A 19,224-nucleotide genomic window follows, 5' to 3' on the forward strand; every position below is an offset into this window, starting at 1 on the left:
CGCAGACTATAACAGTGTTGATAATTAATGATTAACTCTCAACATCTACTTCACGTTTTTTCTCATTGAGATAGTTTTTCAAAAAACCATCAATCACTCTTGGATTTTGTCCATCCTGAATTGAGAGTAAGCCGTCCGTTATTAGTCGCCGATTCAGTTTTTCTTGCTCTTTCCGCAACGTCAGCTTATTCGCGATAGGAATGGCAAACACATTCGCTAGTAATGCGCCATACATAGTGGTTAACAACGCCACCGCCATCGCTGGCCCGATCGCTTTCGGGTCATCCATATTCGACAACATGGCCACTAAGCCGATCAAGGTCCCGATCATCCCCATAGCAGGGCCGATATCCGCCATCGCTTTGAAAAAGCCAATGCCACTCTCGTGACGCTCGTCAGTGAGCGAAATGTCTTTATTTAGTGCCGTTCGCACCACATCCGCATCATGGCCGTCAACGAGCAAGTCTACGCCTTTTTGCATAAACGAGTTAGTCACTTCCATTTCTTCGAGAGCGAGAAACCCGCCTTTACGCGCCGCATCGGCCATCTCAATAATCTTGGCAATCAAATCTTCCGGGTCATCTGCTTTGAACATAAAAGCCTTGCCCGCAATTTTGAATGAGGAGAAGAACTGTTTCATCGGATATTGCATAAGAACAACGAAAAGGCTACCGCCGAATACAATCAATACCGACGGTAGATCGACATACATTCCAAAATTACCGCCCAGTAGCATCGCCATCGCAATAAAGGCTAATGCTCCTATAAGGCCTAGCACCGTCGCTATATCCACGTCAGTCTCCCTTAAATTACGTCAAGTCATTGTTTTTCATTTTTTAGGGTATTGGTTATATCGGCAACCAACCCTATAGGTTTAGCGTAAATACGCAGATACCAACAAGGATAACATGCCTTTTACGGTGGTGGCGCCAAGCACACAAAAACACATAGAGTGGTTTGACCGCCTGTGGCCACTGCGTTACCGTCTAGCCTCTCTATTTTAATTTTATGGCATCATGGCTGTGAAGAAACCAGAAAATATGACCTTTGAGGACACGCTCAAAGAGTTAGATACCATTGTCGGCGCGCTCGAATCCGGCGAACTTCCTCTCGACACCGCAATGAAACGTTTTGAGCGCGGCATCGCACTCACTCGTCAAGGGCAGAAAACCCTTGCTGACGCCGAGCAACGCGTCGAGATCTTGCTCTCGCAAGAAGATGATGGGCCACTGACTGAGTTTTCTCCTCAAGACGATGATTAACACTGTTGTACACGATGCGCTGCGCGAAACGCAAACCCGAAGCAATCAACAACTCGAAGCGTGGCTCGATACTTTATCCTCCCAAGATCAACCGCTTATTCAGGCAATGCGCCATGGTTTGCTCTTGGGGGGCAAACGCATTCGTCCCTTTCTAACCTATGCCACAGGACAGCTGTTTGGCGTGTCACTTGGGCAAATTGATACACCGGCTGTCGCGGTGGAGTGCATTCATGCCTACTCGTTGATTCACGACGATCTACCCGCCATGGATAACGACAGCTTGCGACGCGGGCAGCCAACCTGTCATGTTGCCTTCGATGAAGCCACCGCGATTTTGGCCGGTGACGCGCTACAAACACTGGCCTTTACCGTGTTGGCTGAAGGCGCACTCAATCCAGCGGCCGAACCTTACCGTATAGACATGGTGAAAACCTTGGCCGCGGCCAGCGGGGCAGCGGGTATGTGTTTAGGACAATCATTGGATTTGGCCGCCGAAGGACGTGCCGTTGATCTTGAAGCCCTTAAACGCATTCACCACAATAAAACGGGAGCGCTGATCAAAGGGGCGGTAAAACTCGGCGCTTATGCAGCCGGCGAGGCAGGTGTCATCCATTTGCATGAACTTGAGCGTTTTGCTGACGCCATCGGTCTCGCGTTTCAAGTGCAGGACGATATTTTGGACATTACCAGTGACACGCAAACACTCGGGAAACCGCAGGGATCAGATGTGAACGCCGATAAAAGCACCTACCCAGCACTACTGGGGCTCGCTGGCGCGCAGGAAAAAGCCGAGCAACTTTACCAAGAAGCACTACACGCCTTGGAGGCAATCCCCTACAATACCGAACAACTGGAAGTTTTTGCCCGATATATCATCGAGCGCAACAACTAGCATGATTAATAAAAGCGCCGAACCATTATGACACTGGATATATCAAAATACCCGACTCTCGCTCTTGCTGATACGCCCGAAGAGTTGCGTACCTTACCACGCGATCACCTGCCGCAGCTTTGTGAGGAGTTACGGACCTACTTACTCAACACAGTCAGTCATTCAAGTGGCCATTTCGCGTCTGGACTTGGCACCGTGGAGCTGACGGTGGCGCTACATTATGTCTATAACACCCCGTTCGATCATTTAGTATGGGATGTGGGTCATCAGGCGTATCCTCACAAGATCCTGACCGGACGACGTGAGCGCATGCAAACGATCCGGAAAAAAGATGGTTTACATCCCTTTCCGTGGCGAGGAGAAAGCCCTTACGATGTGCTGTCCGTTGGCCACTCCTCCACATCCATCAGTGCCGCGCTAGGCATGGCCATCAGCGCACAAAAGGAAGGCCATAACCGGCGTGTGGTTAGCGTGATTGGCGACGGGGCGATCACCGCTGGGATGGCGTTTGAAGCCATGAACCATGCCGGCGATGTCAAGCCCGACATGCTGGTGGTGCTTAACGACAACGAGATGTCGATTTCTGAAAATGTTGGCGCGATGAATAACCATTTTGCCCAACTCCTCTCTGGTAATGTCTACACCAGTATTCGTGAAGGCGGTAAGAAAGTCTTATCAGGCGCGCCGCCAATCAAAGAGTTGGTGCGTCGCGCGGAAGAACACCTCAAAGGCATGGTTGTCCCAGGCACCATGTTTGAAGAGCTGGGCTTTAACTACATCGGCCCGATTGATGGTCACGACGTCGAAGAGCTGGTCAAAACCCTCAAGAACATGCGCCACTTAAAAGGGCCGCAGTTTCTGCACGTGATGACCAAAAAAGGCAAAGGCTATGAACCGGCGGAAAAAGATCCGATTGGGTACCATGCCGTGCCTAAGTTTGATCCCAGTGTGCACACACTGCCTAAATCCAAGCCAACTAGCCCAACGTTCTCCAATGTGTTCGGTGACTGGCTATGTGACATGGCGGCGCAAGACGACAAACTTCTCGCCATTACCCCTGCAATGCGCGAAGGCTCGGGGATGGTGCGCTTTTCGAAAGCTCACCCAGACAAGTACTTTGATGTTGCCATCGCCGAGCAGCACTCGGTCACACTGGCCGCTGGCATGGCAATCGGTACTTACCACCCAGTCGTTGCCATTTATTCAACTTTCTTACAACGCGCGTATGACCAACTCATCCACGACGTGGCAATTATGAACTTACCAGTGCTGTTTGCCATTGATCGTGGCGGGATTGTTGGCGCGGATGGCCAAACTCACCAAGGGGCTTTTGATTTAAGCTATTTACGTTGTGTTCCCAACTTGGTCGTGATGACGCCAAGTGACGAAAACGAGTGCCGTCAAATGCTATATACCGGCCATATTCATAATGGGCCAGCGGCGGTACGCTACCCTCGCGGCAGTGGTATCGGGGCAGAGATTGAACAGACGATGCAAGCGATGCCGCTTGGCAAAGGCGTGATCAAACGCCAGGGAACGCGGGTAGCGATGCTTAACTTTGGCACCTTGTTGCCTCATGCGCTAGACGCGGCTGAAGCGCTGGATGCCACCTTGGTTGATATGCGCTTTGCCAAACCACTGGATGAAGCATTGCTGCTTGAAATGGCCAACACGCATGACTACCTCGTGACGATAGAGGAAAATGCGATCGCCGGCGGAGCGGGCTCTGGCGTGATTGAAGCCATGATGCGCCATGGGGTTATCAAGCCGGTGCTGCAAATCGGCCTCCCCGATCGCTTTATCTCCCAAGGCACCCAACAAGAAATGCACGCCGAGCTTGAGCTTGATAGTCCCGGCATTAAGGCGCAAATCCAGCGCTATTTGGCTAAGTTAGCTGAGTAGAGGCGTCGCTTTTAAACCGCTAGCCAGGCGCTATCTAAGGATATAAAGAAACCCGCCTATATAAGCGGGTTTTTTCATGCTTTATCGCACGGTTGAGATAACCATCAGCGCCATAGCGATAACTTTACTTAGTGCCAAAGATCTTATCTCCCGCATCGCCAAGACCGGGGACAATGTAGCCTTTGTCATCCAGCTTTTCGTCAATCGCTGCTGTGTATAGCTCAATATCCGGATGCGCTTTTTTCAATGCCTCAATCCCTTCTGGGGCAGAGACCAATACCAAGACTTTGATCTGCTGACAGCCCTGCTCTTTGAGCAAATCGATAGTCGCAATCATCGAGCCACCGGTGGCCAGCATAGGGTCGACAACCAAGGCCATGCGCTCATCGATATTGCTCGCCAACTTATGAAAATACGGCACAGGCTCGAGCGTTTCTTCATCGCGATACACACCGACGACACTGATGCGAGCCCCTGGGACGTGTTCAAGCACCCCATCCATCATACCCAACCCAGCACGCAAAATAGGCACCACGGTGACTTTTTTTCCTTTGATTTGATCGACATTAACCGGGCCGTCCCAGCCATCAATCGTCACTGTTTCTGTATCGAAGTCAGAGGTGGCTTCATAAGTCAGCAGACTGCCGACTTCGGTGGCAAGCTCGCGAAACCGTTTGGTGCTAATATCTCGCTCGCGCATCAAGCCGATTTTATGTTTGACTAACGGGTGCCTTACTTCCACGACCTTCATCTTAGACTCCTTACAAAAAACAAATTCTCGCTAGTATACATGAAACGTTTTTGCTAGCGTAGGCCTAGGGCTCGACATATCGCCCAGATTCTCACCAAACCGCTGACGCAAACGTTTTCCTTTCTCTGAATGCACTGATAGAATAGCGCCGACTTTTGACTTCCAACTCCGGCGAGGAATTGCAGTGAGCGGTAAACAATCATCTCTTAGCTATAAGGACGCTGGCGTCGATATCGACGCGGGTAACGCACTAGTCGACCGCATTAAAGGGGTAGTAAAACAAACGCACCGTCCCGAAGTCATGGGAGGCCTAGGGGGCTTTGGCGCGCTTTGTTCATTGCCCACTAAATACAAAGAACCGGTATTGGTCTCTGGCACAGACGGCGTGGGTACCAAACTACGCTTGGCTCTGGATGCCAATAAACACGATACGATCGGCATCGATCTGGTTGCAATGTGCGTTAACGATCTGATCGTACAAGGTGCTGAGCCTCTCTTTTTCCTCGACTACTATGCAACAGGTAAATTAGATGTTGACGTCGCCGCCGACGTTGTGACCGGCATCGCACAAGGCTGCCAGCAAGCAGGCTGCGCCCTTATCGGTGGCGAGACGGCAGAAATGCCAGGCATGTACAGCGGCGATGATTACGATGTGGCTGGTTTTTGTGTCGGTGTTGCCGAGAAATCGGCCATCATAGATGGGAGCCAAGTCAGCGATGGCGACGCCTTGATTGGCCTTGCGTCGAGTGGCCCACATTCAAACGGCTACTCACTGATCCGCAAGATCCTCGACGTCAGTCAAGCAAACCTGAGTGACGACTTAGAAGGCCTACCACTCATCGATCACTTGCTCGCCCCGACCCGCATTTACGTTAAATCCGTATTGGCCCTGCTTGAGCAACCCCCCGTTCACGCGATTTCTCATATCACAGGTGGCGGCTTTTGGGAGAACATCCCCCGCGTATTGCCCGATGGAACCAAGGCGGTGATCGACAATAACAGTTGGCAATGGCCGGCTGTGTTTAACTGGTTGCAAGAAAAAGGCAACGTCAGTGACTACGAAATGCTGCGCACCTTTAACTGTGGAGTGGGACTTGTGATTGCATTGCCTCAGGCAGACGCCGACAAAGCGATTGCCCTGTTAAATCAAGCCGGCGAAACCGCCTGGCAGTTGGGCCATATTGCTCACGCGACGGGCGACGACGCACAGGTGGAGCTGAAAGCATGAAGCGCATTGTCGTCTTAATTTCCGGCAGCGGTTCTAATTTGCAAGCATTGATTGATAACGTCCACCAGCAACACGCACACATTGCGGCGGTGGTCGCTAACAAAGCGGATGCGTATGGTCTGACGCGAGCCGAACACGCAGGCATACCGGCTCAAGCGGTTGCCAACACCGATTATGCTAGCCGGGAAGAGTATGATGCGGCGCTTATTCGAGCGCTAGATGCCTATCAGCCCGACCTTGTCGTACTGGCGGGTTTTATGCGTATTTTAACCCCAGGTTTCGTTGCCCACTATGCGGGGCGAATGCTCAACATTCACCCCTCCCTGCTCCCCAAGTACACAGGACTGCATACCCACCAGCGTGCGATTGATGCTGGCGATACCGAGCATGGTACATCGGTGCATTTTGTCACTGAAGAGCTCGACGGTGGCCCCGTGATACTCCAAGCTCGTGTACCTATTTTTGAGGACGACGACGCAGAGTCTGTCGCCGCGCGCGTCCAACAACAAGAGCACAGGATCTACCCACTGGTGGTCAAATGGTTTGTCGATGGCCGACTGAAGATGGCAGAGGACAGTGCTTGGCTTGATGGCCAAACGCTTGGACCAGCAGGTTACGCCGCAGAAGCCTAGCCTGCACAGACACTGACAACATAAACTAAGGCGCCTTCGCGCCTTATTTTATGTTCGCTAAGAAACCGATGTGTGATTGTGGCAATACACCTCGCCAAAGTGAAACACACAATATTCTCCTTCAGCCATCTTATGCCAGCACTCGTTGTTGGTAAGGGGCTGCGTGGCAATCACGGTCACTACATCGTTAGGCGTGGTTTGCTCGTGAAAATCGACCGTCATTTCTTGGTCGATCAGGCTGGCTTTGCCAAACGGGGCACGGCGCGTGATCCAGTGGAGATTATTGGTGCAATAAGCCATAACATAGTCGCCATCGCTAAACAGCATGTTGTAGACACCCAGCGCGCGCAAACGATCACAGCGTGACGCGATAAAGTCAAACACCTCACACATATTGTCTGGCTGTTGCGGGTAGTGCTTGAACAACTCATTCAATAACCAACAAAAGGCTTTTTCACTGTCCGTATCCCCAACAGGTTTAAAGTGCCCAGTATCCAGGCTCTCAAACCCAGATAACTGCCCATTGTGAGCAAAGGTCCAATAGCGTCCCCAGATCTCACGAGTGAAAGGATGTGTATTTTCTAGGCTTATCCCACCTCGGTTTGCTTGGCGAATATGGCTAACTACCGCACAGCTTTTTATCGGATAACTAGTGACCAGCTCTGCGATCTTGGATTGGCTACTGGGTGCCGGATCTTTAAACGTGCGAAACCCTTTCCCTTCATAAAAGGTGATCCCCCAGCCATCGCGATGCGGACCCGTTTTACCGCCGCGCTGAATCAAGCCAGTAAAGCTAAAACAAATATCGGTTGGGACGTTGGCACTCATGCCAAGCAGCTCGCACATTCTTTCATCTACCTCCGCGGAGTTACGCTGCCATTTCCTTTTCCACTAGCTGGATAAGAATATGGATAATTTTGATATGGACTTCCTGAATACGATCCGCATAACCAAAGTGAGGCACACGGATTTCGATATCAGCGAGACCTGCCATTTTGCCGCCGTTTTTTCCCGTGAGCATAATGGTCTTGATGCCTTTTTGTTTGGCAACATCAATAGCACTGAGGATATTCCCCGAATTACCCGATGTGGAGAGCCCAAACAATACGTCGCCTTTCATGCCCACCGCTTCAAGGTAACGCGAGAAAACATACTCGTAGCCAAAGTCATTCGATACGCAAGAAATATGACTTGGATCTGAAATGGCAATCGCTGGATAACCAGGACGATTTTCTCGGTAGCGTCCGGTCAACTCTTCGGCAAAATGCATGGCATCGCAATGCGAGCCACCATTGCCGCAAGAGATTACCTTGCCACTGGCCTTAAAACTATCGGCCAGCAGTTTCGCGGCTTTCTCGATTTGCTGAATATTATTGTCATCACTTAAAAACGCTGTTAACACATCGGCAGCTTCTGTTAGCTCACCGCGAATAATATCTTGGTACATGGCACCTTCCCACTGTTAACAAATATCTGACGATGTCGCCTGACAGGCGTGACGTCACATAACTGCCAGTGTACCCGCATCGTTTTACGGCTGTCGACTGCCGCGCCCTCCCGACAAGCGAGCTAGGTCACGTTTGCTTGAATGGCAACCTATCTTGCCAGTTGTCCCCATCCCTAGGTGGTGATTTTCTCACCTTGCAAGCTAGGTCACACCGTATCATTTTACAATTCATTAATTATTTGCTTACATTGAGTGGTACGACCTCTTACCACAACAGTAAGAGCTAACCCAAACCTAAGGAGATGACGTGATGGCAACAGGGTTATATATCGCCGCCATGCTAATACTGGCCGGTGTACTCGCATACCATCGTGCCAAGCTGCTGGTATCGACTGCAGTGCTTGCAGCCGGGCTAGTTGTAGGGACAATCATGGGCAGCGTCGGCGAGATCACTTGGTTGATCTTTGCCGTGATCGCGTTGCCGCTTAATATTGTGACGTTTCGTCGCAACTGGCTCAGTAAGCCAGCGTTCAAAGCATTTAAATCCGTGATGCCGGAAATGTCAGCGACGGAAAAAGAAGCGATTGATGCGGGGACAGTCTGGTGGGAAGCGGATCTATTCCGTGGCGCGCCGGATTGGAACAAACTGCATGACATTCCTGCGCCCACTCTGAGTGCGGAAGAGCAGGCATTTTTAGATGGGCCAGTCAACGAAGTCTGCCGCATGGTGGATGACTATCAAGTCACCCATGAACTGGCCGATCTGCCTGAAGATGTTTGGCAATACCTGAAGGACAATAAGTTCTTCGCCATGATCATCAAAAAGCAATATGGTGGCCTAGAATTCTCTGCCTACGCGCAATCCTTGGTGCTGCAAAAACTGTCAGGCGTGTCTGGTGTGCTGTCATCCACCGTGGGTGTGCCGAACTCTTTAGGCCCAGGTGAATTGCTCCAGCATTACGGCACTACCGAGCAGAAAGACCGTTACCTTCCTCGTTTGGCGCAAGGTAAAGAGATCCCTTGTTTTGCTTTGACCAGCCCAGAGGCGGGCTCTGATGCAGGCTCGATTCCTGATTATGGTGTGGTCACCAAAGGTATGTGGCAAGGTGAAGAAGTACTGGGGATGAAAATCACCTGGAACAAACGCTATATCACGCTTGCACCAGTAGCGACTGTCTTAGGCTTGGCATTTAAGCTACGCGACCCCGATCATTTACTCGGTGATCAAGACGAGCTCGGCATCACTTGCGCATTGATCCCAACCGATATGGAAGGTGTGCAAATTGGTCGCCGCCATTTCCCATTGAACGTACCTTTCCAAAATGGCCCGACTCAAGGTAACGAAGTCTTTGTTCCGATGGACTTTATTATTGGCGGGCAAAAAATGGCAGGGCAAGGCTGGCGGATGCTGATGGAGTGCCTGTCTATTGGTCGCGGTATCACGCTGCCTTCAAATACCACGGGTGGGCTTAAATCGGCTGCACTTGCAACCGGCGCTTACGCACGTATTCGTCGTCAGTTCAAATTGCCAATTGGTAAAATGGAAGGGATTGAAGAGCCTCTCGCGCGCATTGCAGGCAACGCCTACGTGATGGATGCTGCCAGCGCTCTGACCGTGACAGGGATTGATGCAGGCGAAAAACCTTCTGTTATCTCGGCAATCGTCAAATATCACTGTACCCACCGTAGCCAGCAGAGCGTCATTGATGCGATGGATGTTATTGGTGGTAAAGGCATCTGCTTAGGGCCGAAAAACTATTTGGGCCGGAATTACCAGGGTTCACCGATTGCTATCACCGTGGAAGGTGCGAATATTCTGACCCGCTCAATGATTATCTTTGGCCAGGGGGCGATTCGTTGTCACCCATTTGTCTTAGATGAGATTCGTGCGAGCGAGAATAGCGATCAGCAAGCGGCCCTTGCCGCATTTGACAAAGCACTGTTCGGTCACGTCGGCTTTGTATTTAGCAATGTTGCTCGCACCCTTTGGCTTGGTTTAACCGATGGACGTTTCTCGAAAGCACCACGCAAAGACGCGACACGTCGTTACTACCAGCAGATGAATCGCTACAGTGCCGCGCTCGCGCTGCTTGCCGATGTCTCTATGGCAGTATTAGGCGGCAACCTCAAGCGTAAAGAGCGCCTGTCTGCGCGCCTTGGCGATGTACTGAGCCAGCTTTACCTGGCGTCGGCCACCATGAAACGCTATGCCGATGAAGGTTACCAGAAAGAGGATCTGCCTTTGGTTCATTGGGGCATGCAAGACGCCATGTACCAAGCTGAGCAAGCGCTGGATGGCTTTATCGCTAACTTCCCAAACAAGGCGATTGCCGGCTTAGTCCGCGCACTGGTATTCCCGCTGGGTAAAGGACGCCGTCAACCTGGCGATCGTCTCGATGGCAAACTGGCCGTCATTTTACAATCACCCAGTGCGACACGTGACCGCCTCGGTCGTGGTCAGTACTTCGAGCCTGGTAATGCGATTGGTAACATCGAAAAAGCGCTGCACGATATTTTGAACGCTGAACCTATTCACAAGAAAGTGTGCGAGGGGATCGGTGAAAAGCTGCCGTTTATGTTCCTTGACCAAGTCGCGGATAAAGGCTTAAGCGCCGGTGTGATCACCGAGCAAGAAGCCGAACTATTGCGAGAAGCCGAGCAAGGCCGACTTGAAACGATCAATGTGGATGACTTTGACCCGTCAGAGCTACCTGCAGCGTCAATCAAGGAGAGCAAGATGCATAACGCGGCTTAACCGTGTTTTCCGCATCGATAGCTTGACGTCAAAAAGAGAGGGCTTCCCTCTCTTTTTTATTTCCCCGAATAGATGAGCTTACTCGCACCACAGTGCTAGTCGTTCTTGTCCGGTTTATCCATATCAAGCTCACTTCCTTGATCGTCTCCGTCGCTGTCCAGCGGGGGCGCTTCCAGCTCTTGCGCCGCTTCAGCCAATTTACGCGCCTTGCGTTTTCGCAAGACAAACCAGGTTGCAGCCCCCATCAACATCACCAATAAGTTACCTAAGCCAATGATCAACAGGGAGGTGGTTCGTGCCTCTTCGCGAGCCCGCTGTTGGCGGCGCGCCTCTGCCGCTTCCATCATCGCTTTTTCACGTGCTTCGCGCTCTGCTTCGGCTTGTTCCAGCGCTGCGTAATCGGTGACCGCAAAGGTTTGTTCAGGAAGCGGGAAAACTAAGGGACGTCCCGACAACTGATCCGTCGCATACAAGGTTGTTCGCCACTTATATTGTCCAGGTGTACTGGCATAAGGGATATCGAGCGTAATCGTCTCCTGCTCTTCCTCAGCGGTGGTTTGGTAGACCGTGGTTTTTCCTTCCGTATCGGTGAATTTGGCGTGAACAGATACGCTGCCAGGCTCAATACTGGCCTGCTCGGACTGAACAACCAATTGATGCGGTTCGCCCTCTGCTTGGCTTTGTTTAAACGTGGCCATTAACGGTGTCGGGTAGACTAAGACTTGTTGCTCTAGCGTGCGGAAAAAAATGCCATTGCCCGAGGTCACGCGTGCGCGGTATTTTCCCGGCATCACATTAATCGGCAAAGAAACGGTAAACACACCGTCATTCGGCGTCTCATCGAGCCCAGTACCATCGTCACTAAATTGTCCCAAGGATTTGGGTTGAGGGCGTTGGTCTGGGTTAAGTGATTCAGGATTTTCGATAAATTCGGTAAAATTAACCGTTAAATCGACACGCTCAATAAAATCACGCAAGTTAAGTGGCTTGTCCCCCAGCATGAGCTGTGCAGTAAACTTGACCGCCTCGCCTTGATAAAGACGGCTGGGTAAGTCTTCAACCTGCATACGCAAATCGCTTAAAACACGGACTTTGTTGTCAGGGCTCACCCGGCCAATCGCTTGCCATGGCCCTGGCATGGGGTCGGTCACCGACACAATGTCCATATCTGCTTCTTGATGCCAGGATACTTTGTCTGGGTGACGCCATGCATAATATTTGGTGCCGTCCGGACGTACCAACACCACCGGCATGCTTGGCTTTTCTCGATAAATCACGAAGGCCGCACGCTCAATGGTTGGATCAACACGGAAACGATTTTCCAGCAGACGAATTTCTTGCTCGTTAGCGTGTGCTAACAAGGGAAAACAAACACACACCGCCCACCATCGCTTCTTCATGCCTTCTCCTACTGTCGCCAAAGACAGCTACCGTTTTGCTCAATAAAGTCTAAACGCGCTTCATGCGCACTCATTTCATCGGCCGATGCAGGAATAACCTTTAGCGATTTCTGGCGCTTAACGGTTCTTGGAGCCATTGGGCTCGCATTATCCGTCTCCGTTCCCGCATTAAATGACAGGTTGGTTTGTCCCCCCGTCATTAATAGGTAAACGTCAGCGAGGATCTCCGCATCCAACAACGCGCCGTGAAGCGTTCGCCGAGAGTTATCAATACCGTAGCGATCGCACAACACATCCAGGTTATTACGCTTTCCAGGGAAGATTTTCTTCGCCATCGCTAAGGTGTCTGTAATGGTGCAAAGCTCAGTGGTTTGCAGCGAGACACCTAGGTTTTTGAACTCATGATCCATAAACCCCACATCAAAGGGCGCGTTATGAGCGATCAGCTCCGCCCCTTGGATAAAATCAACAAAGGCTTGATGGATTTGCGCGTATTGCGGCTTATCGGCCAAAAAGGCATCGGTGATACCGTGTACCGAAATCGCCTCAGGGTCGATAGCACGAGTGGGCTTGATATAGGCATGAAAGTGCCGCCCCGTGAGCTTACGGTTGATGATCTCTACCGCGCCGATTTCAATAAGATTGTGGCCTTGGTAATGCGGCCCCCCTTCGCGGTTCATACCGGTGGTTTCGGTATCAAGCACAACGAGGCGATCGTAATTCGCTTTCATGGCAATAACTGTGTCAAACTTGGCTCAGATGAATAGCCAATAGTATCAAAGATGACCAAGCAGGTAGAAATTTTCACAGACGGTTCTTGTCTCGGCAATCCGGGACCGGGCGGCTATGGCGTGGTGATGCGCTACAAACAACATGAAAAAACCTTGAGTGCCGGTTTCACCCTCACCACCAATAATCGCATGGAGCTGATGGCGGCCATTGTCGGCTTAAATGCGCTTAACACGAGCTGTAACGTGACTCTCACCACTGACAGCCAGTACGTTCGACAAGGGATCACCCAATGGATCCATAATTGGAAAAAACGCCAATGGAAGACGGCGGATAAGAAACCGGTGAAAAATGCCGATTTATGGCAACAGCTTGATCAAGCGGCATCTAAGCATCAGATCACGTGGAACTGGGTGAAAGGCCACGCTGGACACCCAGAAAATGAGCGTTGTGACGAACTCGCGCGCGACGCTGCCAACCACCCGACAGAGATCGATGAAGGTTATCAGCCTGCAGACTAAACCTATTTCTAGCCGCCGTTGGGAACAACCCCGCCCAGCGGTGAGACCGCTTGCTTGAGTTTCCAACGAGGCTTAATCGGTTTTAATGGGTAGCTACGCTTACGGGCAATAATCAAATAAATGGACCCAAGCGCAGGTGTCACCATACTGGCGCTACTCTCTACCCAAGCGTGCCGAGCGCTGGGTCGCTGCGTCGGCCACAGTCCCATCTGGTGCGCCTCAACCACCTCATAATTCATCACACTCAACCAATCTTTAACGCGAAGAGGTGAAAACATACGTCCAGCCCAAGGGAGCCTTTGATGCTTGCCACGTAGCAGTTTTTTTACGCCCAAAAAGCTTATGGGGTTAATACCCGAGATGATCAAGCAAGCGTCATCAATCATCACACGATCAACCTCCCGCAATAAACGGTGCGGATCATCGCTATAATCAAGTTGGTGCGCTAATACACAGGCATCAAAAGATTTCTCGATAAATGGCAAGGCATAGTGTGTCGCGGTCACATTGCGCATTGGGTTATGTTGGTCGACACACACTTGGTGTTGAATGTTACACTGTTCACTGACTAGCTCGCAGCTTAAGCCGCCCAGTTTCAGCAAGTGGTAGCCAAATAAGGTCGGTAGCCATTCATCCAACCGAGTTTGCAATTGGGTGCGCGCCCAATCACCGTAAGCAACTTGGTCCCACGTATAGGGATAGTCAAACTGATGTTCTATGCGCGCTGGTTTCATTGATTAAGGCTCATTCTATCGCTGGAGAACCCAATGCTTCATGTAAAAAGCATACCTGCATTTAACGATAATTACATATGGCTCAATATTAGTGAAGATAATCGCTGCGCCGTGGTCGATCCGGGTGAAGCAAGTCAGGTTATTGACTACCTTAAAGCGAATTCATTGACTTTATCGTGCATTCTTATCACGCACCACCATTGGGATCACACCAATGGCATTGACGATCTTGTACGTTATGCGCCAAACGCGAAAGTGATCGGCCCGGATGTTCATCCAATACCTCAACGTTCAATGGCGGTCGGTGACGGTGACCAAATTGATGTCTTTGACCATCGCTTTTTGGTCGTCGGTGTCGAGGGCCACACCGACGATCACATTGCGTTTGTCGGCGATGGTAAGCTGTTCTGTGGCGATGCCTTGTTTTCAGCCGGTTGTGGCCGCTTACTCGGTGGCACCGCGGAGCAATCACTTAACTCATTGAAAAAGCTAGCATCGCTACCCATCGAGACCCAAGTGTATTGCGCCCATGAGTATACCGCCGCCAATGTCGCGTTTGCGCTGACTGTAGAGCCTGAAAACGACGCATTACACTTGTACCGAGAAGAAGTGAACCGCTTACGCGCCCAAGGTAAGCAAACGCTCCCCAGTACCATTGAGCGAGAAAAGCGTATTAACCCGTTTTTGCGTACCCAAGAGCCGACGGTCATTCAAGCGGTTGCAGGTCGCACTGCAGCCGACGATGAGCTTGCCGTTTTCCGAGCGCTGCGGCAGTGGAAGGACGAATTTTGAGCTGAGTCTCTTGTCATCAATGAGGCCAGCCCCTATCATCATCGGCTATTTTGGACGAAGGTTTTATGCAATGAAGTACCGTTTTGTTATATTGAGCACGCTGTTGCTGAGCGGCTGTCAGTCTATCGGCGACGCTCAAAATGCGGATATCGCCTCCGAGGCACCGCCCGTTGTCGCAAAAGAAACAACGCGCTCGCCTGATAAAGCCTCAGAGACGCCTAAGAAAACCACACCCGCGACGCCTACGGTACTTTCCCCGCAAAAACAAAATGATGTGTGGCAGCGCATCAGTATGCAGCTTTCGCTTCCCGTGCCTGATAATGCCTCGGTACGCCGTTATCGTAATTGGTACTTAAAGTATCCTAATCACCTTGCCACGGTCGCTGAGCGCGCCACGCCGTTTTTACACCTGATCGTAGAAAAGGTCGAAGCGCGCAACATGCCCTTAGAGTTGGCGTTGCTTCCAGTCGTAGAAAGCTCGTTTGATCAATTTGCTTACTCGCATGGCCGGGCGGCTGGCCTTTGGCAATTTGTCCCAGCAACAGGCCGCCGTTTTGGCCTGGAACAAAATTGGTGGTACGACGGCCGACGTGATGTGGTGCAATCAACCGATGCGGCACTCGATTACCTCGAGTACTTGCATGGCATGTTTGATGGCAACTGGTTACACGCTATCGCTGCATATAACTCCGGCGAAGGACGTGTGGCTCGTGCTATTCGTCGCAACGAGCAACGCGGAAAGCCTACCGACTTTTGGCATTTAGACCTCCCCAAAGAAACCAGCAGCTATGTGCCTAAGCTAATCGCCCTTGGCGATGTACTGCGCCACCAAGAGCAGTATGGACTCGACGTGCCAGAAATCCCCAATCAGCCAGCACTGACCTTGGTCGATCCTAAGATGCAGATGGATCTGGCGCTCGCGGCTAACTATGCCGGTTTAAGTGTTTCTGAGCTCCAAAGCCTTAACCCTGCGTATAATCATTGGGCAACGTCACCATCAGGCCCCACCCACTTATTGTTGCCCAACGACAATGTGGAACGCTTTAATACTGAATTGGCTAAAAATGACAACCAAGGGCTTCGTGTGGAACGTTATGCGGTGAAGTCAGGTGACAGCCTGAGTGAAATCGCGGCTGAGTACAACACCACCGTCAAGGTATTAAAACGAGCTAACCAACTCCGCTCCTCTCGTATTCGCGTGGGTCAGCGCCTGATGATCCCTGTTTCGCTGAAAGATGAATCACAATACACGCTAAGCGCACCACAGCGCCTCGCCGCATTGCAAGCGGCGGAGCGAGATGGCCACAAGCGCACCCACACCGTGCGCCAAGGCGACAGTTTTTGGACAATCGCCCGCCGTTATGACGTTGATTATCGTCAGCTCGCTAAGTGGAACGGCATGAGTCCTCGCGACACCCTCAGCATTGGCCAGAAGTTGGTCGTTTGGGATAAAGAGGGAGATGCACGTCGCATCCGCACGATTACCTACAGAATTCGACAAGGTGATTCCTTGAGCAGTATTGCACAACGCTACAATGTATCAGTCGCCGAGCTGGTTAAATGGAACCAGTTACGACAAAGCGCATATATCCAACCCGGTCAAAAGCTAACACTGCATATCGACATTTCTCGGAGTAGCGGCTCATGATGCAAGCGTCAGCCAATCCACTGTTCGCCTTAAGAGACATCGTTCTTCGTCCCAGTGCATGCTTTGCTGCATTAAGCCAGCGCCCGGTATGGGGCTGGTTGGCTTATTTGCTTATGTGCCTAAGCGCTATTGCATTTTGGAGTGCTTATTTTGATCACACCAACCTTGCCGCGCTTCAGCAAGCACTCGCGCAACAATTATCGATGCCACCTGCAGACGCTGAAAAGTGGTTACAACGTGAAACACTGCTTGCCTCTGAAGTGCTCGGAGATTGGTTTGGCCGAGCGGCGGTCATTTTTTCCTTGGCACTGTGGTTTCGGTTAGCCACCAAACAAGAAGCCCCTAATTTTGGCTATCGTCATTGGCTCGCGGCCTCTTGCTTTATCTTTTTACCCGCGGTCGTGGGCGATTTGGCAAGCTATACCAATATGACCTTATCATCCGGTTTTATTTTGCCGGCTCATGCGGATTTAAATAGCCTTAATGGCTTACTTAAATTACCACTCGCCTCGCCATGGAGCGCATGGGCAGCAAGCTTGCCATTGCTACTCCCGTGGTACTGGGTATTAAGCATTACGGTTATCGGTACTTGGACACCACTCAATCATGGCAAAGCGATCGTCGTTGCTACCCTGCCTTGGGTTGCCGTTTTTGCCAGTTGGGCCATCGTCATAGCATTAAGCTAGGAAAATTCAGCGAGGGAAATCCCCTCGCTGCCTCTATCCTGTCACTTTCAGTTGTGCCTCTATCGCTGCGTGATCGGAGGCACCATTATCAATTGCGCTCGCCTTTTCTACCGATAACCCACGGTAGAAAACATGATCCAACGGCAACCCAAACTTAGTCATTCGCTCATCGGGGTGATAACGCATTTCTTGCAATGACAAACGCGTGACCATCGCTCTTACCGCGTCTAACCGCCGCTGAGACCAAGTATTAAAGTCACCAGCTAAAATAATCGGCCCATCGACACGCGCCAAAGCTTGCTCCAAAGCGGCCAATTGTTTCTTATAAGCGGCCATTGCATAAGTAAAGTTAATGCTATGAATATTCACCACCGCAAGGCGCTCTCCATTGGAGAGCTTATACTCACTATATAGAGCACTTTTAGGAAGGCGCAGATAAGGCTCGACCGCAGTATACGCACAACTGTGCAAAGGGTTCACTTTGGAAAGGTTCATCACCCCTGCAACAGCATCTTGCATCGCAAACGCATAAGCTTGGTCATAGTGCAATGACGCCTGCGTGATCCAACGTGCTAATTGTGGACCAAAGCTTGCCTCTTGCAACAACATCAAGCGGTGAGGTTGGTGATACTGACTTAACGCAGTGTCCCACTGAGGACGCTGTTGTTTATAAATATTCCATACCAATAATGAAAAACGGCCTTGTTCGTCAAGCGGTAAAGAATGTGTGTAATCAACGCACTGGCGATGTATACCAGACACCGTATGGAGTTGGGTGCTGTCAGGCACGGTGAAGTAGCCATTGACACCAATCACCGCAGCAGGGACGAAAATAGCACTCCCCCATGCCACTACCTTGCCAATACGTCTTTTCATTGCTTAGTCACCACCATAGCACTTGCCAGTGTGAGTATAGGTTGTTATTAGAATGGCCGCTGATTTTGCGATCATGAAGGCTGAAATACAAGTGGTTGCTCTCAGTTATTACTTGCTGCTTACTTCAACTCAGAGATAGGATAGAAGAGAAATAATAACAAGGTGCATTCATGGAGCGACGCCTATGCTTAACAACCTCTTCGTATACGGAACCCTGTGTCCAGAAGGCACAAATCACCACGTGCTTGCGGATGTCCATGGGCAATGGTTTCCCGCGAGCATACAAGCAATACGCACAGACCGTGGTTGGGGATCGGCCTCGGGTTGTCCGGGTATAGAGCTCAGTGATAATCCAAATAATCGGGTAGAGGGCTGGCTTTTGAAAGCAGACGATTTATCTCACTTTCTCCCTCACATTGATGCATTCGAAGGCGCTGGCTACCAACGGGTGATTGTTGAGGTAGAGTACAAAAGCAAAAGCAGTCAACACGCCCAGCATACAACAGCATTCACCTATGAACTTTGTTTTAATCACCAGCCTGATGCGACTGGGCCAAGCCAATTTGTCGCCAAAAACTATTAGAAGAGTCGTTGAATAGATATAAAAAAAGCACTAACGGATGTCAGTGCTTTTCAAGTGGCAGGGGTAGAGGGATTCGATCGGACTGGCGACCCAGCGGGCTGGCGACCCAGCCCCCAACACGCGGATTTCGATGTCACAACCACAACTATCCATTAGTTAGTCTATCAGTAGTATTGAGATCAAAAAAAAGCACCGACGAACGTCGATGCTTTTTAGATGGCAGGGGTAGAGGGATTCGATCGGACTGGCGCCCCAGCCCCCAACACGCGGACTTCGATGTCACACCAAAACCATTCATAAGTTAGTCTATCGGTAATATTGAAATCAAAAAAAAGCACTGACGGATGTCAGTGCTTTTCAAGTGGCAGGGGTAGAGGGATTCGAAC

At 50.9% G+C, this 19,224-nt stretch carries 19 protein-coding genes; 11 read left to right on the forward strand and 8 right to left on the reverse strand.

The genetic code is table 11. The annotated features are described in order from the left end of the window. Positions 1 to 31: 31 nt before the first annotated feature. Entirely contained in the window at positions 32 to 793 is a 762-nt protein-coding gene (pomA, locus tag C7A19_RS12535) for a flagellar motor protein PomA (RefSeq protein WP_077599607.1), read from the reverse strand. Between the two features lie 223 nt (positions 794 to 1,016). Here pomA and xseB point away from each other — a divergent pair, with 223 nt between their 5' ends. Genes xseB through dxs form a run of 3 tightly spaced genes read left to right on the forward strand, consistent with a single transcriptional unit; the run spans position 1,017 to position 4,056 of the window. Then, complete coding sequence (xseB, locus tag C7A19_RS12540) at positions 1,017 to 1,262, forward strand: exodeoxyribonuclease VII small subunit (protein ID WP_069361156.1); 246 nt, start codon at positions 1,017 to 1,019, stop codon at positions 1,260 to 1,262. Beyond that, complete coding sequence (gene ispA, locus C7A19_RS12545; RefSeq protein WP_116645035.1) at positions 1,255 to 2,154, forward strand: (2E,6E)-farnesyl diphosphate synthase; 900 nt, start codon at positions 1,255 to 1,257, stop codon at positions 2,152 to 2,154. The genes xseB and ispA overlap by 8 nt, the downstream gene beginning before the upstream one ends. A 27-nt stretch (positions 2,155 to 2,181) precedes the next feature. Next, a complete protein-coding gene (gene dxs, locus C7A19_RS12550; protein WP_116645036.1) occupies positions 2,182 to 4,056 on the forward strand; it encodes a 1-deoxy-D-xylulose-5-phosphate synthase in 1,875 nt (624 codons plus the stop codon). A 124-nt stretch (positions 4,057 to 4,180) separates the two neighbouring features. Here the strand turns inward: dxs and upp are convergent, their stop codons facing one another. Beyond that, positions 4,181 to 4,807: a uracil phosphoribosyltransferase gene (gene upp / locus C7A19_RS12555; protein ID WP_046073769.1), complete on the reverse strand. Its 627-nt coding sequence runs from the start codon at positions 4,805 to 4,807 to the stop codon at positions 4,181 to 4,183. A 184-nt stretch (positions 4,808 to 4,991) separates the two neighbouring features. Here upp and purM point away from each other — a divergent pair, with 184 nt between their 5' ends. Together purM and purN are read left to right on the forward strand one after the other, a co-directional pair. Further along, on the forward strand, positions 4,992 to 6,035 hold the full coding sequence (purM, locus tag C7A19_RS12560; protein ID WP_116645037.1) for a phosphoribosylformylglycinamidine cyclo-ligase: 1,044 nt from the start codon (positions 4,992 to 4,994) through the stop codon (positions 6,033 to 6,035). Beyond that, positions 6,032 to 6,667: a phosphoribosylglycinamide formyltransferase gene (purN, locus tag C7A19_RS12565; protein WP_116645038.1), complete on the forward strand. Its 636-nt coding sequence runs from the start codon at positions 6,032 to 6,034 to the stop codon at positions 6,665 to 6,667. The genes purM and purN overlap by 4 nt, the downstream gene beginning before the upstream one ends. A gap of 57 nt (positions 6,668 to 6,724) precedes the next feature. On the opposite strand, the gene C7A19_RS12570 is transcribed toward purN, so the two are convergent. Both C7A19_RS12570 and lpcA read right to left on the reverse strand, forming a co-directional pair. Then, positions 6,725 to 7,513: a class II glutamine amidotransferase gene (locus tag C7A19_RS12570; protein WP_077457002.1), complete on the reverse strand. Its 789-nt coding sequence runs from the start codon at positions 7,511 to 7,513 to the stop codon at positions 6,725 to 6,727. 22 nt (positions 7,514 to 7,535) lie between these two features. Beyond that, on the reverse strand, positions 7,536 to 8,114 hold the full coding sequence (gene lpcA, locus C7A19_RS12575) for a D-sedoheptulose 7-phosphate isomerase (RefSeq protein ID WP_116645039.1): 579 nt from the start codon (positions 8,112 to 8,114) through the stop codon (positions 7,536 to 7,538). A gap of 310 nt (positions 8,115 to 8,424) precedes the next feature. Between lpcA and fadE the strand changes: the two genes are divergently transcribed. Further along, on the forward strand, positions 8,425 to 10,869 hold the full coding sequence (fadE, locus tag C7A19_RS12580; protein ID WP_116645040.1) for an acyl-CoA dehydrogenase FadE: 2,445 nt from the start codon (positions 8,425 to 8,427) through the stop codon (positions 10,867 to 10,869). A gap of 95 nt (positions 10,870 to 10,964) precedes the next feature. Here the strand turns inward: fadE and C7A19_RS12585 are convergent, their stop codons facing one another. Further along, positions 10,965 to 12,269, reverse strand: coding sequence for a TIGR03503 family protein (locus C7A19_RS12585; protein WP_069361165.1), 1,305 nt, complete (start codon positions 12,267 to 12,269; stop codon positions 10,965 to 10,967). 8 nt (positions 12,270 to 12,277) lie between these two features. Continuing rightward, a complete protein-coding gene (gene dnaQ / locus C7A19_RS12590; protein ID WP_116645041.1) occupies positions 12,278 to 13,000 on the reverse strand; it encodes a DNA polymerase III subunit epsilon in 723 nt (240 codons plus the stop codon). A gap of 51 nt (positions 13,001 to 13,051) precedes the next feature. On the opposite strand from dnaQ, the gene rnhA reads away from it, so the two are divergent. Continuing rightward, positions 13,052 to 13,519 (forward strand): ribonuclease HI, encoded by a 468-nt coding sequence (rnhA, locus tag C7A19_RS12595; RefSeq protein ID WP_069361167.1) that lies wholly within the window; start codon positions 13,052 to 13,054, stop codon positions 13,517 to 13,519. Positions 13,520 to 13,527: 8 nt separating this feature from the next. Here the strand turns inward: rnhA and C7A19_RS12600 are convergent, their stop codons facing one another. Then, on the reverse strand, positions 13,528 to 14,253 hold the full coding sequence (locus tag C7A19_RS12600; RefSeq protein ID WP_102505488.1) for a methyltransferase domain-containing protein: 726 nt from the start codon (positions 14,251 to 14,253) through the stop codon (positions 13,528 to 13,530). A gap of 33 nt (positions 14,254 to 14,286) precedes the next feature. Here C7A19_RS12600 and gloB point away from each other — a divergent pair, with 33 nt between their 5' ends. From gloB to C7A19_RS12615, 3 genes are all read left to right on the forward strand, one after another. Then, complete coding sequence (gloB, locus tag C7A19_RS12605; RefSeq protein ID WP_116645042.1) at positions 14,287 to 15,045, forward strand: hydroxyacylglutathione hydrolase; 759 nt, start codon at positions 14,287 to 14,289, stop codon at positions 15,043 to 15,045. A gap of 70 nt (positions 15,046 to 15,115) precedes the next feature. Next, complete coding sequence (locus C7A19_RS12610) at positions 15,116 to 16,693, forward strand: LysM peptidoglycan-binding domain-containing protein (protein ID WP_100297963.1); 1,578 nt, start codon at positions 15,116 to 15,118, stop codon at positions 16,691 to 16,693. Further along, on the forward strand, positions 16,690 to 17,379 hold the full coding sequence (locus C7A19_RS12615; RefSeq protein ID WP_327292089.1) for a YIP1 family protein: 690 nt from the start codon (positions 16,690 to 16,692) through the stop codon (positions 17,377 to 17,379). Before C7A19_RS12610 ends, C7A19_RS12615 begins: the two co-directional genes overlap by 4 nt. Before the next feature lie 33 nt (positions 17,380 to 17,412). On the opposite strand, the gene C7A19_RS12620 is transcribed toward C7A19_RS12615, so the two are convergent. Further along, positions 17,413 to 18,255: an endonuclease/exonuclease/phosphatase family protein gene (locus C7A19_RS12620; protein ID WP_069361171.1), complete on the reverse strand. Its 843-nt coding sequence runs from the start codon at positions 18,253 to 18,255 to the stop codon at positions 17,413 to 17,415. Positions 18,256 to 18,439: 184 nt separating this feature from the next. On the opposite strand from C7A19_RS12620, the gene C7A19_RS12625 reads away from it, so the two are divergent. Continuing rightward, positions 18,440 to 18,838 carry a gamma-glutamylcyclotransferase family protein gene (locus C7A19_RS12625; RefSeq protein WP_077485525.1) on the forward strand — a complete coding sequence of 133 codons (399 nt, stop codon included), beginning with the start codon at positions 18,440 to 18,442 and terminating at the stop codon, positions 18,836 to 18,838. The last annotated feature ends 386 nt before the right edge of the window (positions 18,839 to 19,224 follow it).

This window comes from Salinivibrio sp. HTSP (genome assembly GCF_003390965.1).
In the GTDB taxonomy this organism is placed as follows: Bacteria; Pseudomonadota; Gammaproteobacteria; order Enterobacterales; family Vibrionaceae; genus Salinivibrio; species Salinivibrio kushneri.

Bases quoted from the DNA above. Each gene is read 5' to 3' on its own strand.
- xseB (WP_069361156.1), top strand. From the start codon at position 1,017: ATGGCTGTGAAGAAACCAGAAAATATGACCTTTGAGGACACGCTCAAA.
- ispA (WP_116645035.1), top strand. From the start codon at position 1,255: ATGATTAACACTGTTGTACACGATGCGCTGCGCGAAACGCAAACCCGA.
- dxs (WP_116645036.1), top strand. From the start codon at position 2,182: ATGACACTGGATATATCAAAATACCCGACTCTCGCTCTTGCTGATACG.
- upp (WP_046073769.1), bottom strand. From the start codon at position 4,807: ATGAAGGTCGTGGAAGTAAGGCACCCGTTAGTCAAACATAAAATCGGC.
- purN (WP_116645038.1), top strand. From the start codon at position 6,032: ATGAAGCGCATTGTCGTCTTAATTTCCGGCAGCGGTTCTAATTTGCAA.
- C7A19_RS12570 (WP_077457002.1), bottom strand. From the start codon at position 7,513: ATGTGCGAGCTGCTTGGCATGAGTGCCAACGTCCCAACCGATATTTGT.
- lpcA (WP_116645039.1), bottom strand. From the start codon at position 8,114: ATGTACCAAGATATTATTCGCGGTGAGCTAACAGAAGCTGCCGATGTG.
- fadE (WP_116645040.1), top strand. From the start codon at position 8,425: ATGGCAACAGGGTTATATATCGCCGCCATGCTAATACTGGCCGGTGTA.
- C7A19_RS12585 (WP_069361165.1), bottom strand. From the start codon at position 12,269: ATGAAGAAGCGATGGTGGGCGGTGTGTGTTTGTTTTCCCTTGTTAGCA.
- dnaQ (WP_116645041.1), bottom strand. From the start codon at position 13,000: ATGAAAGCGAATTACGATCGCCTCGTTGTGCTTGATACCGAAACCACC.
- rnhA (WP_069361167.1), top strand. From the start codon at position 13,052: ATGACCAAGCAGGTAGAAATTTTCACAGACGGTTCTTGTCTCGGCAAT.
- C7A19_RS12600 (WP_102505488.1), bottom strand. From the start codon at position 14,253: ATGAAACCAGCGCGCATAGAACATCAGTTTGACTATCCCTATACGTGG.
- gloB (WP_116645042.1), top strand. From the start codon at position 14,287: ATGCTTCATGTAAAAAGCATACCTGCATTTAACGATAATTACATATGG.
- C7A19_RS12610 (WP_100297963.1), top strand. From the start codon at position 15,116: ATGAAGTACCGTTTTGTTATATTGAGCACGCTGTTGCTGAGCGGCTGT.
- C7A19_RS12615 (WP_327292089.1), top strand. From the start codon at position 16,690: ATGATGCAAGCGTCAGCCAATCCACTGTTCGCCTTAAGAGACATCGTT.
- C7A19_RS12620 (WP_069361171.1), bottom strand. From the start codon at position 18,255: ATGAAAAGACGTATTGGCAAGGTAGTGGCATGGGGGAGTGCTATTTTC.
- C7A19_RS12625 (WP_077485525.1), top strand. From the start codon at position 18,440: ATGCTTAACAACCTCTTCGTATACGGAACCCTGTGTCCAGAAGGCACA.